Source organism: uncultured Desulfovibrio sp. (genome assembly GCF_910584445.1).
Taxonomy (GTDB): Bacteria; Desulfobacterota; Desulfovibrionia; order Desulfovibrionales; family Desulfovibrionaceae; genus Desulfovibrio.
In genome coordinates, this window is the sequence record NZ_CAJUBO010000001.1 from 218,854 (window position 1) to 232,323 (window position 13,470).

At 68.1% G+C, this 13,470-nt stretch carries 13 protein-coding genes; 6 read left to right on the forward strand and 7 right to left on the reverse strand.

Annotation, left to right across the window (positions count from 1 at the left end; translation table 11 throughout):
• The first annotated feature begins 241 nt into the window (after positions 1–241).
• The 4 genes from QZ294_RS00950 to QZ294_RS00965 all read left to right on the forward strand — a co-directional run bounded on the left by QZ294_RS00950 (position 242) and on the right by QZ294_RS00965 (position 4,296).
• Positions 242–1,102, forward strand: a complete 861-nt coding sequence (locus QZ294_RS00950) for an FAD/NAD(P)-binding protein (protein ID WP_297045412.1) — start codon at positions 242–244, stop codon at positions 1,100–1,102.
• A gap of 213 nt (positions 1,103–1,315) precedes the next feature.
• On the forward strand, positions 1,316–1,564 hold the full coding sequence (locus QZ294_RS00955) for a hypothetical protein (RefSeq protein WP_297045369.1): 249 nt from the start codon (positions 1,316–1,318) through the stop codon (positions 1,562–1,564).
• Between the two features lie 192 nt (positions 1,565–1,756).
• Positions 1,757–2,953: a tyrosine--tRNA ligase gene (tyrS, locus tag QZ294_RS00960; RefSeq protein ID WP_297045372.1), complete on the forward strand. Its 1,197-nt coding sequence runs from the start codon at positions 1,757–1,759 to the stop codon at positions 2,951–2,953.
• An 80-nt stretch (positions 2,954–3,033) separates the two neighbouring features.
• Positions 3,034–4,296: a histidine phosphatase family protein gene (locus QZ294_RS00965; protein WP_297045375.1), complete on the forward strand. Its 1,263-nt coding sequence runs from the start codon at positions 3,034–3,036 to the stop codon at positions 4,294–4,296.
• Between the two features lie 24 nt (positions 4,297–4,320).
• Here QZ294_RS00965 and QZ294_RS00970 read toward each other — a convergent pair whose 3' ends face one another.
• From QZ294_RS00970 to QZ294_RS01000, 7 genes are all read right to left on the reverse strand, one after another.
• Positions 4,321–6,024 carry a diguanylate cyclase gene (locus QZ294_RS00970; RefSeq protein ID WP_297045377.1) on the reverse strand — a complete coding sequence of 568 codons (1,704 nt, stop codon included), beginning with the start codon at positions 6,022–6,024 and terminating at the stop codon, positions 4,321–4,323.
• A 190-nt stretch (positions 6,025–6,214) separates the two neighbouring features.
• Positions 6,215–6,643: a bacteriohemerythrin gene (locus tag QZ294_RS00975; RefSeq protein ID WP_297045380.1), complete on the reverse strand. Its 429-nt coding sequence runs from the start codon at positions 6,641–6,643 to the stop codon at positions 6,215–6,217.
• Positions 6,644–6,752: 109 nt separating this feature from the next.
• A complete protein-coding gene (locus QZ294_RS00980; RefSeq protein WP_297045383.1) occupies positions 6,753–7,586 on the reverse strand; it encodes a YkgJ family cysteine cluster protein in 834 nt (277 codons plus the stop codon).
• Between the two features lie 26 nt (positions 7,587–7,612).
• Positions 7,613–8,437, reverse strand: a complete 825-nt coding sequence (locus QZ294_RS00985; protein WP_297045385.1) for a histidinol-phosphatase — start codon at positions 8,435–8,437, stop codon at positions 7,613–7,615.
• Entirely contained in the window at positions 8,434–9,399 is a 966-nt protein-coding gene (locus tag QZ294_RS00990) for a bifunctional riboflavin kinase/FAD synthetase (protein ID WP_297045388.1), read from the reverse strand. Before QZ294_RS00990 ends, QZ294_RS00985 begins: the two co-directional genes overlap by 4 nt.
• A 38-nt stretch (positions 9,400–9,437) precedes the next feature.
• On the reverse strand, positions 9,438–9,908 hold the full coding sequence (locus tag QZ294_RS00995) for a hypothetical protein (protein WP_297045391.1): 471 nt from the start codon (positions 9,906–9,908) through the stop codon (positions 9,438–9,440).
• 103 nt (positions 9,909–10,011) lie between these two features.
• Positions 10,012–11,727, reverse strand: a complete 1,716-nt coding sequence (locus QZ294_RS01000; RefSeq protein ID WP_297045394.1) for a DEAD/DEAH box helicase — start codon at positions 11,725–11,727, stop codon at positions 10,012–10,014.
• A 222-nt stretch (positions 11,728–11,949) separates the two neighbouring features.
• Here QZ294_RS01000 and hisI point away from each other — a divergent pair, with 222 nt between their 5' ends.
• Together hisI and hisG are read left to right on the forward strand one after the other, a co-directional pair.
• Positions 11,950–12,417 carry a phosphoribosyl-AMP cyclohydrolase gene (gene hisI / locus QZ294_RS01005; RefSeq protein ID WP_297045397.1) on the forward strand — a complete coding sequence of 156 codons (468 nt, stop codon included), beginning with the start codon at positions 11,950–11,952 and terminating at the stop codon, positions 12,415–12,417.
• Positions 12,414–13,307, forward strand: a complete 894-nt coding sequence (hisG, locus tag QZ294_RS01010) for an ATP phosphoribosyltransferase (protein ID WP_297045400.1) — start codon at positions 12,414–12,416, stop codon at positions 13,305–13,307. Before hisI ends, hisG begins: the two co-directional genes overlap by 4 nt.
• The last annotated feature ends 163 nt before the right edge of the window (positions 13,308–13,470 follow it).

Consider the following 13,470-nt stretch of genomic DNA (forward strand, 5'->3'; position numbering starts at 1 on the left):
GGCTTCGGACGCCGAACCCAAAAAGACCAGGGGCCGCGCCGCCGCCACGGGAACAAAGGGCGGCAAGGCCGCCGCGTCCGCTGCCAAAAACGCCCGGCCCGAAGACGCGCGCGCGCCGCAGACGGAAGTGAAGGGCGCTCCGGCGCCCGCGGCGAAAGCCGGAGCCGCCCGCACGGTCGAGACCCCGGCCTCCGCGCCGGCCGACGCGTCCGCCCCGGCGCGCGCCAAGGCCGGCCCGCGCATGCCCGGGGGCATCAGCCCGCGCCCGCTCCTCGCGGGCAATCCCTACCTGCCGCAGGTGGCAACTGTGGCGGAGATCATCCAGGAAACGCGGAATATCCGCACCCTGCGCGTGGTGCTTGACGATGCCGGAGCCATGGAACGCTTCACCTTCGAGCCGGGGCAGGTGGGCCAGCTCTCGGTATTCGGCGCGGGCGAGGCGACCTTTGTCATCAATTCGCCGCCGTCCCTGAAGGACTGGCTCCAGTTCTCCGTCATGGCGGCGGGCGAGGTCACGGAAGCCATCCACCGCCTTTCGCCCGGCGACAAGGTGGGCGTGCGCGCGCCCCTGGGGAATTTCTTTCCCTGGCGGGAATGGAAGGGCAAGAACGTGTTCTTCATTGGCGGCGGCATCGGCATGGCGCCCATCCGTACCATCATGCTCCATCTGCTGGAGCGCAAGGCCGAGTATGGCAAGATCAGCCTGCTGTATGGCGCGCGCAGTCCGCAGGACATGGCCTACAGCTACGAGCTTGACGACTGGAAGCGGAACCCCGACCTCGACTGCACGCTCTGCATCGACAATCCGTGCGAGGACTGGCCGCACAAGGTGGGCCTGATCCCCAGGGTGCTGGAGGAGCTTTCCCCCTCGCCGGAAAATACCGTGGCCGTGCTCTGCGGACCGCCCATCATGATCAAATTCACGCTCCAGGCGCTGGAGAAGCTCGGCTTTGCGCCGGAAAATATCGTGACCACGCTGGAAAAGCGCATGAAATGCGGCATCGGCATCTGCGGGCGCTGCAATATCGGCAGCCATTACGTCTGTGTGGACGGCCCGGTCTTCACCCTGAAGGAGTTGCAGGCCCTGCCGTCGGATATGTAACGGCCCCGGAACGCCGGGCGCGTCGCTTGAGGCCGGTTTTGCGGAGGACCCGCGAAACCGGCCTTTTCCCGTCCCGGGGCGCCTGCCGTCCGCGTGGCGGCGCCGGGGAGGTTTCTTCTGGCACCGGACTTGCATGTAGGTGGGCGTACCCGCGCATGCGGCAATTTTGACGCCCTCCGCCGCCCGGCGGTTCTGGACCAAAGGAGAAAGATCATGGAAATTTCCGGCATCCGTTCCGCGTTTCCCTTCGCCTTCCCCACGCCTGAAAAGGACGGCGGCGACGCCGCGCCCGCCGCGATGCAGGACATGGTCGACATCCACGCGCCCAGTCTGCTGGCCGATGACGAGGTGGACGGCGTCCTGGACGACACCCTCGCCATGATCGCGCAGGACAATGTGGCCGCGCTTTCCGTGCACGGCGGCCTTTCCGAAAGCCGCGTCTTTGCCCTGCTCGGCATGTAGCGCGCCGCGTTTTCGCCCTGTGGCCGCCGGGCATTTGACAGCGTCACCGGCGAAAGAGTATCAGAATGCCGGATCGTTCCGTCGCGGTGACGGGGCGACCGGCATTTTTTTCCGCCCTTTCCGGCGCGGGGCGTGCCCCGTTGCCGCGGCAAAAGGCTTTCGGTTCACGTCAAGACCCCGGCAGGAACGACAATGACGGACATTGACCGCCAGATGGCGCTCATCCGGCGCGGCGCCGCGGAAATCATCGACGAGGACGAGCTGCGCGCCAAACTCGGCGCGGGCCGTCCCCTGCGCGTCAAGGTGGGCTTTGACCCCACGGCGCCCGACCTGCATCTCGGCCATACGGTGGTCATGCACAAGATGCGCCATTTTCAGGAACTGGGGCACACGGTCGTCTTCCTCATCGGCGACTTCACCGGGCGCATCGGCGACCCCACGGGCCGTAGCGAAACGCGGCCGCCGCTCACGGAAGAGCAGGTGCTCGCCAATGCCGAGACCTACAAGAGCCAGGTCTTCAAGATCCTGGACCCGGAAAAGACGGTGGTGGAATTCAATTCCCGCTGGCTCGGCGGCATGAACGCGGCGGACTTCATCCGCCTGGCCGCCAATACCACCGTGGCCCGCATGCTGGAGCGCGACGACTTTGAAAAGCGCTTCCGCGAGCAGCGGCCCATCTCCATCCACGAATTCCTCTATCCGCTCTGCCAGGGCTATGACTCGGTGGCGCTCAGGGCGGATGTGGAAATGGGCGGCACGGACCAGAAATTCAACCTGCTCATGGGACGCAACCTTCAGGGCCACTACGGGCAGGCGGGCCAGAGCATCATCACCATGCCGCTCCTCGAGGGCACGGACGGCGTACGCAAGATGTCCAAGTCCTACGGCAACTATGTGGGCATCAGCGAGGCGCCGGAGCAGATGTTCGGCAAGCTCATGGCTATTTCCGACGAACTCATGTGGCGCTACTACGAGCTGCTTTCGGCCCGGAGCCTGGAGGAGATCGCAAATCTGCGCGCCCGGGTGGAGGACGGGAGCCTGCACCCCAAGGCCGCCAAGGAAGACCTCGCCGCGGAAATGGTGGCCCGCTATCACGGCGAGGCCGCGGCGCGCGACGCCCGGCAGGGCTTCAATGCCGTCTTTGCCGGCGGCTCCTTTCCGGAGGACGCGCCCGTCCATGTCTGCGACGCGGGGGAGTCCAGCGCGCCCGTTGCCGTGCTTGAGGCCGCGGGCCTGGTCAAAAGCCGCGCCGAGGCCAAGCGCCTGGTGAAGGAAGGGGCGCTGAGCGTCAACGGCGAACGTTGCGGCGATGCGGCCGCGCCGCTTGCCGCCGGCAGGTACGAGATCCGGCTCGGCAAAAAGCGTTTTCTCAGGCTCACGGTGCGCTGACGGCCATGGGCCGCAGGGCGGCCCGGCCGGCGACATCCGGCGCCTGCCGGCAAAAGCGCGCACATCTGGCGGAGGACAGGATGCACAAGCTCTATGTGGCGATGGTCGGTCTGCCGGGGCGCGGAAAATCCACCATGGCGCGCCGCATCCGCGACGGGCTTCTGGCGGAAGGCATCGCGGCCAGGATTTTCAATAACGGCGATGTGCGCCGTCAGCTTCTGGGTTCGGAATCCACGGAGCCGGATTTCTACAATCCCGACAACAGCTTCGGCCGTCAGGCGCGGGAGCTGATCTGCCGCCGCAACCTGGAAGAGGCGCAGACATGGATGGCCGGCGAGGGCGAGGTGGCGATCCTCGACGCCACCAACGCCAGCCGCGCCCGGCGTCAGTTCATCGAGTCCACGCTGAAGGATCACCCCGTCCTCTTTCTGGAGTGCGTCAACGAGGACCCGCTCCTGCTCAACGCCTGCATCCGCCGCAAGGCCGACCTGCCCGAATACGCGGCCTACAGCAGGGAAGAGGCGCTGGCGAGCTTCATGAAGCGCATCGAGTATTACGAGACCATCTACGATCCGCTCTCGGACGAGCAGTACTGGATGTGTGTGGATTCCACGGCCAATCGCGTCCTGGCCGAACACCCGTGCGAAAGTTCGCCCTTTTACGCGGCCATCCGCGAGATCGTGGTCAGCGTGTGGACGCCGTGCCTCTATCTCGCGCGCCACGGGCAGACCGAGTTCAACGTTCAGGGCCGCATCGGCGGCGACCCGCCGCTCACCGCCAAGGGGCGCGCCCAGGCGCTGGCGCTGGCGCGGCACATGGAAGGCAAGCCCATCGACTGGGTCTTCACCTCCACGCGCATGCGCGCCCACGAGACAGCGGCGCCGCTGCTGGAACGGCACCCCGAGGCCCATGTCATGGCCCTGCGGGAATTTGACGAGATCTGGGCGGGCGACTGCGAAAACATGCTCTATTCCGAGATCCGCGAGAAGATGCCCGAGGTCACGGCGGCCCGCAACGCGGACAAATACAGTTACGCCTATCCCAACGGCGAAAGCTACGCCATCCTGCGCGAGCGCGTGCAGCGCGGCCTCAGGCGGGCGCTCTTTCTCGCGGGCGACCAGCCGCTGCTCATCCTCGGCCACCAGGCCATCAACCGCGTCCTCATCTCGCTCTTTCTGCGCCAGCGCACCGAGGATGTGCCCTATATCCACATCCCGCAGAACCAGTATTTCCATATCGCGCTCACGCCGCACCGCAAGCTCTTTGAGCGCGTTCCCTATGAGGGCGTGGGCGCGCCCGCCGACAAGGACACCGCCCTCAAGGACCCGCAGATCTACGCCTGAGCGCCGACGCGGGGCGAGGGCGCTCTAAACATCGCTGATGCGTTCGTCCTCCCCCACCTCATTGCCGGTGAGGGAGCGGATCCAGTCCTTGATGGCGGCATGGGCCGCCGGGCGCTGCTCCCGCTTCTTGCGGCGCATGGACTCGTCGGCCCGGGCCAGGACATCGCGCACGCGTTCCTCCAGGCTTTCGGCGCAGGCCATGCCAAAGGCAGCATAGACGGGGAAACGGCCCTCCCGGCTGTTGTGTTCCGCAAAGCGCGCCTCGATCTTGGCGAGGAGCTTCTCGCCGCGCGACAGGGGGCAGCGCGGCAGGAACACGAGAAATTCGTCGCCGCCCATGCGCGCCACGCAGTCCGAGGCACGCAACGAACCGCGCAGCAGAGAGGCCGCCTTGGTCAGCAGCTCGTCGCCGACGGCGTGACCGAGATTGTCGTTGATCATCTTGAGACCCGTCACATCGCCCGAGATGATGCAGAGCGGGCGCACGCCGTTCTGCTCCGCATGCTCCATCTCCAGATTGCAGAAGGCGCGGCTGCGAAGGCCGGTGAGCATGTCGCGGCGGACGAGTTCCTCCAGCCGGTCGCGCTCGGCCTGGGCCGTGGTGATGTTGGTGATGGAGCCGACAAGGTGGCCGGCCGTGCCGTCGGCATCGCGCCAGATGACGCAACTGCGGTCAAAAAGCCACGCCCAGCCGCCATCGGCGCGGCGCATGCGGTAGGTGCACTCAAAGGTGTCGCCGTGTTCGGGGGAGCTGATGACCGCCTTGTGCAGGGCCAGGACCTTGTCGCGGTCATCGGGGTGGATGCGCTCCCGCCACTGCTCCACGGAGTCCGGGCCGCTCTCCTGCGGTTCGCCCAGCATGGCCCGGCAGCGGGGGCAGAAAAAGACCAGGTCGCTGCGCGTGTCCCAGCTCCATTGCCCGCAGCCCATGACGCTCAGGGCCTGGGCGAGGTGTTCCTCCTCCGGGGGGAGGGTGTCGCACGGCGCCAGTTGCGCGGGCGTGATGATGCCGCCGATGAGGACGATCCGCCCCCGGGCGTCGCGCTCGAGCACCGAGGCGCGGATGAGCATGGGCGCATAGCCGCCGTCCCGCTGGCGCAGGCGCAGGATGTCGGTGATGGTGTCGCCGGTGAAGTCGCCGCGCAGGAAGAGTTTATAGTGGCGGCGCAGGGCCTCGCGCTCGGCGGGGTGCACGTCGGCGGTGCCGGTCTCGAAGTCCAGGGCGCGCAGGGGCGGCCTGCCGCCGGAAAAGCCGTTGCAGGCGGCATCGCGCCAGATGCGGCCATCAAGGGGGGAATAGAGCCAGAGGCCGAACTCCGGGAGCACGCGGCTCCCCCTGCCGCAGCGCGGGCGCCTGCTCCCCTGCTGGAGGCGCGTCACTTCAAGGCGGCAGAGCACGCGCGTGGCGTTGCCCGCGGCGTCGCGCGTCAGCACCAGCGGATGCTCGCGGACCCAGAGTTGCCCCAGGCGGTAGTCATGGGCCGGCGGGGGGCCATCCATGGCGCCGCAGACCCGCGCGCGGGCCATGGCAAGGCCCCGCGCGGCTTCGGGGTCCATCAGGCCCAGCAGGCCGGCCATGGTGGCGGGCGAAGTCGCAAGGCCCAGCGCGGCGCGCGCGCCCCGGCTGAGGTGGAGCGTATCCGAGGCGAGATCCCATTCCCAGAGCAGCTCGTCGGAATCCGGCAGGCCCATGCACATGGGCGGAGGGGAAACAGTGGCTTCGGGCATGGTCCCCCCGGGGGTTGCGGCCGCCGCCAGGGGCGCCGGGCCGGCCACAGCCGGGCGCGGGCGCGTCTGGCATCATCCCTGGGACAAGGATAGCGGAGGCGCTGCCGCATGGCAAGACGGAGGCGGCCGCGCGCCGGTCCGCGTCACAGCCGCGGCCGCCGGACGCCGCCGGGACCTTGCGCGCGGGCGCTCAGGCTTCCGGCGTTGCTTCCTCTTCTTCGGATTTGAGATACTTCAGCAGTTCCCGGTCATGCCCGATGATGTGCTTGTTGAGCCATTTCTCGCACACGGTCAGGAAGAGGGTGATGGTTTCGTCGGAATAGTTGGCGCTCTCCATCTGCGAATAGAGGCGCGGGACGATCTTGTCGCGCATACCGTCGTGGATGGACTTGTGCGTCTCGTAGTCCCTGAAGCCAATGGAAAGCATGTATTCCTCTTCATCCTGGAAGTGTTTCAGGACGTATGTCTTCAGGTACTTGACTGCTTCAGCGGCGGCCCATCGGGTGTTGCCGCCCACACGTATCATCTTGTGCAGCCGGTTGATGACGCGGAAGATTTCCTTGTGGGCGTTGTCGATGCTTTCTATGCCGACTTCATAGCGTTCGTGCCATTCCAGCATGGAGTCCTCGGGGCCGCATGCGGCCGGAAAAAAAGGAAAAAAGAAGCAGCATTTTTCCCCTACCATGGGGGAAAAAGGACCGTCAAGCGGGGGTGCGGCCGTGCGGGCGTCAGGCGCTCTGCGGGGCGTCACCAGATCTGGCGCGCGACAGGCCCGGGCTGGTGCCGAAGATGACGAGTTCCATCCAGTCCAGGGCAAAGTCCAGCGCGGCCGCATCGCCGTCCGGGCTGTCTTCCATGATGCGCGCCTGGAGTTCGGGGGATGCCTCCACCCGCGAGAAGATGTGCATGGTGGTGATCAGCTCGCGGAATTTGTCCAGCTGGTAGAGGCAGAGCACGGCCATGGTCGCCAGCCGGGGTTCCAGCGGCTTTTCCGTGGCGCGCACCATAGCCATGAGGCGCATGTAGCGGTCGTTGAAGCGCGTGTAGGGTTCCATGCCTTCATTGGCGAACCATTGGGCCGGTGTGCGCTCCGTGCCCTGGTCGAAGCCCCGGCAATGCTCCTCCCGCACCAGGAAGAAGCGTTCGGCCACGCCGTCCGCGCCCATCCTGGTGCCGCGGCCCAGGGGGTAGCAGCGGCAGGCGCCGGGGCGGTCGTCATAGACCGAGCAGCCGGCCGGGGTCACGAAGGGGCAGGGGGCGTCCGGGCTTTCGAGCATCCGCAGCAGCGGCAGGGGAAAGCCCGTGTCCGGGAAGGAACGCAGGGTGGTGAAGGTCCGCAGGAAATCGTCGCCGGCCATGCCGAGCTGGCGGCGCAGCCGCAGGACGTCATAGGGCGTCAGCGGCAGGGTCAGCTCGGCGCAGCAGCGGTTGAAGCAGGGCATATGCGGGCCGCAGTCGAATACGAAGGTTTCTTCCGGCCCGATCTCGGGCAGGCTCTCCAGAAGCTCGCGGCTTTGGTCGTTGCCGGAGCGTTCCGCGCCGGAAGGGGGGGTGCCGTCCATGGATGCTCCCGTTGGGCCGCCCGCGCTCAGAAGGCAAGCCGGCGGCGTTCGCGGTTGATGAAGATGACCGAATCCGTGAAACCGAAGGACCGGGCGTAGTCGCCCAGCCGGTCGAACCCGCGCGCCACATCCTCCGGGGCATGCGCGTCCGAGCCGAAGCAGATGTCCACGCCCGCTTCCCGCGCAAGGCGCATGATGGCGGGGGCCGGATACGGCTCCGCAAAGCCCTGGCGCAGCCCGGCGGCGGAAACTTCCATGGCCGTGCCGCTGGCGGCCAGCGCCTCGAGCGCCGTCATGACGGGCGCGCGGCTTTCCGGCAGTTCCAGCCAGGCGTGGAACTCCTCCCAGGAGCGCAGCTTGATGAAATCGGGATGCGCGGCCACCTGGACGAGACCGCTGCGCGCCATGGAGTCCATCTCGGAAAAATAGGCGGCAAAGCGGGCGTGGCGTTCCTCCCGGCTGACGCGGCCGCTCCAGTTGGCGATGGCGCCCACGGACATCCCGTCCAGATAGTGGAGCGAGCCGAGCACATAATCAAAGGGCCATGCCGCCACAAGCTCGCGCATGTACGCCAGCCGCGAGGGCAGCCAGTCCAGCTCCAGGCCGAGGAGGACGCGCGGGCCGTCCGGGGGCGCCGTTTCCTTGAGCCGCAGCACATCAGCCGCGTAGCGGGGAAAGTCGCGCGCAAGGTCGCCCTTGTAGAGCGCGCAGTGGAAGCCCTCCGGCAGGGGCGAATGCTCGGAAAGGCCGAACCACGCAAGGCCGGCGGCGCGGGCCGCGGCCACCATGGTCCCGGCGCTTGCCGTGCCGTGCGAGGCCAGCGTGTGGCTGTGCAGGTCGGCGCGGATCATGGCCGTCCCCCGCAGGCGGCGGCCGGCCCGGCGTCCCGGCCGTTCTCCGCGGCGAGGAGGCGGCGCGCGGCGGCCACATCGGCGCCGATCTGGCGGCTGAGCGCCCCGGCGTCGGCGAAGCGCTGTTCCCCGCGCAGCCGCGCCGCGAATTCCAGGTGCAGGTCCTGCCCGTAAAGATCTTCCGCCGCGTCCAGCAGAAAGCTCTCCACCGTCAGCCGGCCGCCGCCGAAGGTGGGCTTGCGGCCGATATTGGTGACCGCGTCAAAGCTCCGGCCGCCGCAGCGGGCGCGCGTGGCGTACACGCCGTTGCCGGGCAGCAGGGTCGCCGCGCCCTCCAGGTTGGCCGTGGGAAAGCCCAGGCCCGCGCCGCGCCCCTCGCCGTGCGCCACCGTGCCGGAAAGGGCATAGGGGCGCCCCAGCAGGCATTGCGCCAGGGCCACATCGCCTTCGGCGAGGCAGCGCCTGAGCCGTGTGGAGCTGACAGGGGCGCCGTCGGCCAGTACCGCCGGCACCTGTTCCACCCCGAATCCGAGTTCGCGGCCGATGCGCCGCAGCAGGTCGGGATGTCCGCTCCTGCCCCTGCCCAGGGTGAAGTCATGCCCCACCACAAGCTCGCGCGGCGCAAGCGGCAGGAGATACTCGCGCACGAAGGTTTCCGGCGGCAGAGCGGCCAGTTGGCGGGTGAACGGCAGTTCCAGGATATGGCGGACGCCGAGTCCCTCCAGCAGGGCGAAGCGCTGCTCCCGCGTGCTCAGCGGCGCGTGCGGGCGCTCGGGCGTGAGCACGGTGCGCGGATGCGGCCGGAAGGTCACCACCACGCAGGCGAGGCCCCTGGCGCGGCAGACGTCGAGCGTGCGCCGCACCAGCGCCTGATGGCCCAGGTGGACGCCGTCGAAGTTGCCGATGGTCACACCGGAAGTTCCCAGGGTGGCGAAGGCGGCGGCGGAATCTGCGATCTGCATGGCACATGGCTCCGGGGCGCGGCGTGCAGCCCGGGACGCTAAATCAGCCTGTCGAAAATGAAACGATACGTCCCGCGAATGTGGAGCGCGAGCTTGAGCGTCAGGGTGCGGCGCGTCTTTTCATCCCGTTCGGCAAAGGAGGTGAGGTGCCGCGCCACTTCGTTGAAATCCGCGTCGCCCGTGGGCTGGAGCATGCCCCAGTATTGCCGCGCCCGCTCCGCCGCGAGCCTGGCCGCTTTGTCAGGATGCCGCGTCAGATAGCCGTGGAGGAAGGTGGCGAACATGGCGTCCGCATCGTGGGGAAAGGAGCGCGCGAGCGCAAGGCGCCAGAGGGCCATATGCAGGCCGCGCAGCTCCAGGATCATCTGGCGGCGACGCAGGAACTGAAAACGCCCGATGCCCGCAAGCTCCAGCTCGGCCGTGAAATCCGCGTCTTCCAGAAGGGCGGCGAAATTGTCCAGCGCCACCTGGGCAACGGGTGCGTCGTCGAGTTCCGCAAGATTCTGCATGGCGTTCCGTCCGATTCACAACTGGCGGGACCCCGGGGGATCTCCGGGCCTCGCGTGAGTTCCGGCGGCAGCACGGCTGCCGCCCCCACATGCGGGCGGCGGATCAGTCTCCGCCGGCGTCGGGTGCGGCAGCGGCGGGGGCGCCGTCGCGGCCTTCGCCGCTTCTGCGGCCCCGGGAACGGCGCCGCCGTTTGCGCGGCGCGGGCCGCTCCTCTGCGGCGGACCCTTCCGTTGCCTGCGCGGCGGCGGGTCCGGATGCGGGAGCTTCGGCGCGGCTGCCCCGTCTTCCGCGGGAGCGGCCGCCCCTGCCGGCGCGTCCCCCGGATGTCCCGCCCGCTTCCGGCGCAGGTCCGGCATCCGGGAAAAAGCGGCCTTCGCGCAGGCGCTCCTGATGGCAGGCGTCCAGAAGCATGGCGAGCAGGAGCAGATTGTCATTCTCCTCGCCCTCGGCCTGGCCGGGGGCAGGCTCCTGCGGGCGGGCGAGGTCGCGCGCGAGGTCGGCATAGCGCGCCACGCGCATGCGTTCAAGACCTGTCAGGCCGCGGTAGCGCGCTTCGAGAACGGTCATGAGGCGCGCGGAGGCGGCCTGCGCCACATCGGCGTCCGTGGGGGCGGCAAGCTCGGTGAGAGCGATCTTGTAATGCCGGGCGATGCGCTCAAGCTCCATGCGCTGCATGACGTCCACCAGAGAGATGACCGTCCCGGCCGAACCCGCGCGGCCGGTGCGCCCGGCGCGGTGGATATAGCTTTCATGGTCTTCCGGCGGCTCGTAGAGGAACACGTGGGAAAGGGCCGGGATGTCGATGCCGCGCGCGGCAACGTCCGTGGCAACGAGATACTGGAGCGTGCCCTGGCGCACCTTTTCCAGCACGGCCTCGCGCCGGCTCTGGGTGAGGTCGGCCGAAAGGCCGTCCGCGCTGTAGCCGAAGCCCTGGAGCACGCCCGCCACATAGTGGACGTTGGCCTTGGTATTGCAGAAAATGATGGCCGAGGCCGGGTTTTCCGTCTCCAGCAGGCGCACGAGGGCGCGGTCCTTGTCCATGGGCTTGACTTCGCAGAAGAGGTGCTGCACCTCGGCCACATGGACTTCCCGGCGGGAGAGGGAGAGCATGTCCGGCTCGGTCATGAATTCCGCCGCGAGCCGCAGCACATGGGGCGGATAGGTGGCCGAGAAAAGGCAGGTATGGCGCCGGTCGGGCAGGTAGCGCTGGATCTCCTTCATGTCGGGATAAAAGCCGATGGAGAGCATGCGGTCCGCCTCGTCGAAAACGAGGAGGCGCACCTGACCGAGATCAAGGGTGTGCCGGAGCAGGTGGTCGAGCACGCGCCCCGGCGTGCCCACGATGACCTGGACCCCGGCGCGCAGGGCGTCCATCTGTTTCTTGTAGCCCACGCCGCCATAGATGGCGCAGACATCGATGCCGGTGCCCGCGAAAAGGGTGGCCGCCTCGCGTTCCACCTGAAGGGCAAGCTCGCGCGTGGGCACCAGCACCAGAGCCTGCGGCGCCCTGAGTTCCGGGGACAGGGCGGCGAGCATGGGCAGCAGGTAGCAGCCCGTCTTGCCGCTGCCCGTGCGCGACTGCACCATGATGTCGCGCCCGGCGAGCAGGTAGGGCAGGGCCAGGGACTGGACGGGCATGAGCTGTTGCCAGCCGGCCCGCGCGCACGCGGCCTGAAGGGCGGGCGCCAGATCGGCGAGCGCCACGCCCGGGAGCGAATTTTCCGGCTCGCTGACGGAAACGTCCGCAAGCCCGTCATGCGCGGGGGGCGCGCTCCCGGCGGGCACCTCCTCGGGAAGGGAAGACGGGGAATCCGGCATATGACGACCTTTACGCGCAGGGCGCGACAAAATAGGGAAAAACGCCAGGGCGGCGGTTCCCACTGACAGCGTGGCATGCAGCGTACGCCATTCCCGCCGGATTCGCAAGGCTCGGGCGAGGAAAAGCGGCTTGCCCGCCGCGGGGAATGCGCTTAGAACATGGGGGCGCCGCCCGCGCGCCTTTCGGGCGAAAAGAACTTCGGCGGCGTGGCGGGAGGAAGCATGAGCAACGGTCAGGAGACGGCGGCTCCGACGGCGGGGACGCTCCCCGGCGCGGAGTTCGCCCCGGCATTCGGGGGCGGTCTGCTCCCGGCCGTGGTGCAGGATGCCGCGAGCGGCGAGGTCCTCATGCTCGCCTGGATGAACGAGGAAGCCTGGCGCAGGACCCTGGAAAGCGGCGAAGCCCATTTCTGGAGCCGCAGCCGCCGCGAGCTTTGGCACAAGGGGTCCACCTCGGGGCATGTGCAGCGCGTGCGCGCCGTGCGCCTTGACTGCGACAGCGACGCCATCCTCCTGCTTGTGGAGCAGGCGGGCGGCGCGGCCTGCCACACCGGGCACCGCACCTGCTTTTTCCGGGAGTGGCGCGCGGGCGCCCTTGCCGTGTGCGCCCCCATGGTCTTTGACCCCGCGGCTGTCTATGGCGCGGCCGCCGCTGCCCGCCCCAACCCCAGTCAAGGGAGCGACCGATGAGCGTCCAGAATCGTCCCATCCTCAAGCTCGGCGTGCCCAAAGGCTCGCTCGAGGACGCCACCATCCACCTGTTCGAGCGCGCCGGCTGGAAGATCCGCAAGCATGCGCGCAATTATTTCCCGGAGATCAACGATCCCGAGCTTTCGGCCTCGCTCTGCCGCGTGCAGGAGATCGGCGGCTATGTGGCCGCCGGCGTCCTGGATGTGGGCATCACCGGGCTGGACTGGCTGGGCGAGCGCGGCCATGAGGACGCCGTGGTGCGCGTGGCCGATCTTGTCTATTCCAAGACCTCGTCGCGGCCCTGCCGCTGGGTGCTGGCCGTGGCCGGGGATGCCCCCTATACCTGCGCGGCGGACCTGGCGGGCAGGCGCGTGGCGACGGAGCTTGAGGGGCTGACACGCCGCTATTTCGCCAGCAAGGGCGTGGACGCCGAGATCTTCTATTCCTACGGCGCCACCGAGGCCAAGGTGGTGGAGGGCCTGGCGGACGGCATCGTGGAGGTGACGGAGACAGGGACCACCATCCGCGCCCACGGACTCAAAATCATTGACGAGGTCATGATCTCGTATCCTGTGCTCATCGCCAACAGGGATGCCTGGGCCGATGCGCGCAAGCGCGCCAAGATCGACCAGATCACGCTCCTGCTCCAGGGCGCCCTGCGCGCCGAGAATCTCGTGGCGCTCAAGATGAACGCGCCGGCCGGGCGCCTGGACGCCATCCTGGAAATGCTGCCCTCGCTCAATTCGCCCACGGTCTCGCCGCTGCGCGACAGAGCGTGGCTCTCGCTGGAGACCGTGGTGGAGGTGGGCATCGTGCGCGACCTCATCCCGCGTCTGCGGGCCGCCGGCGCCGAGGGCATCATCGAGTACGCGCTGAACAAGGTGATCTGAGTCCGGGGCCTAGGGTCTGGACCTGTTAATTAATGTAATCGCTGGCTTGGGATTGGCAGCTTGTGCAATGCCACAATCATCCGTCAAAAACAGCCTTTTTTGCGCTGTCGGCGTCACTGGACGATTTTTGTCGGTCATGTACGTGAGTACACTCCCTCCAAAA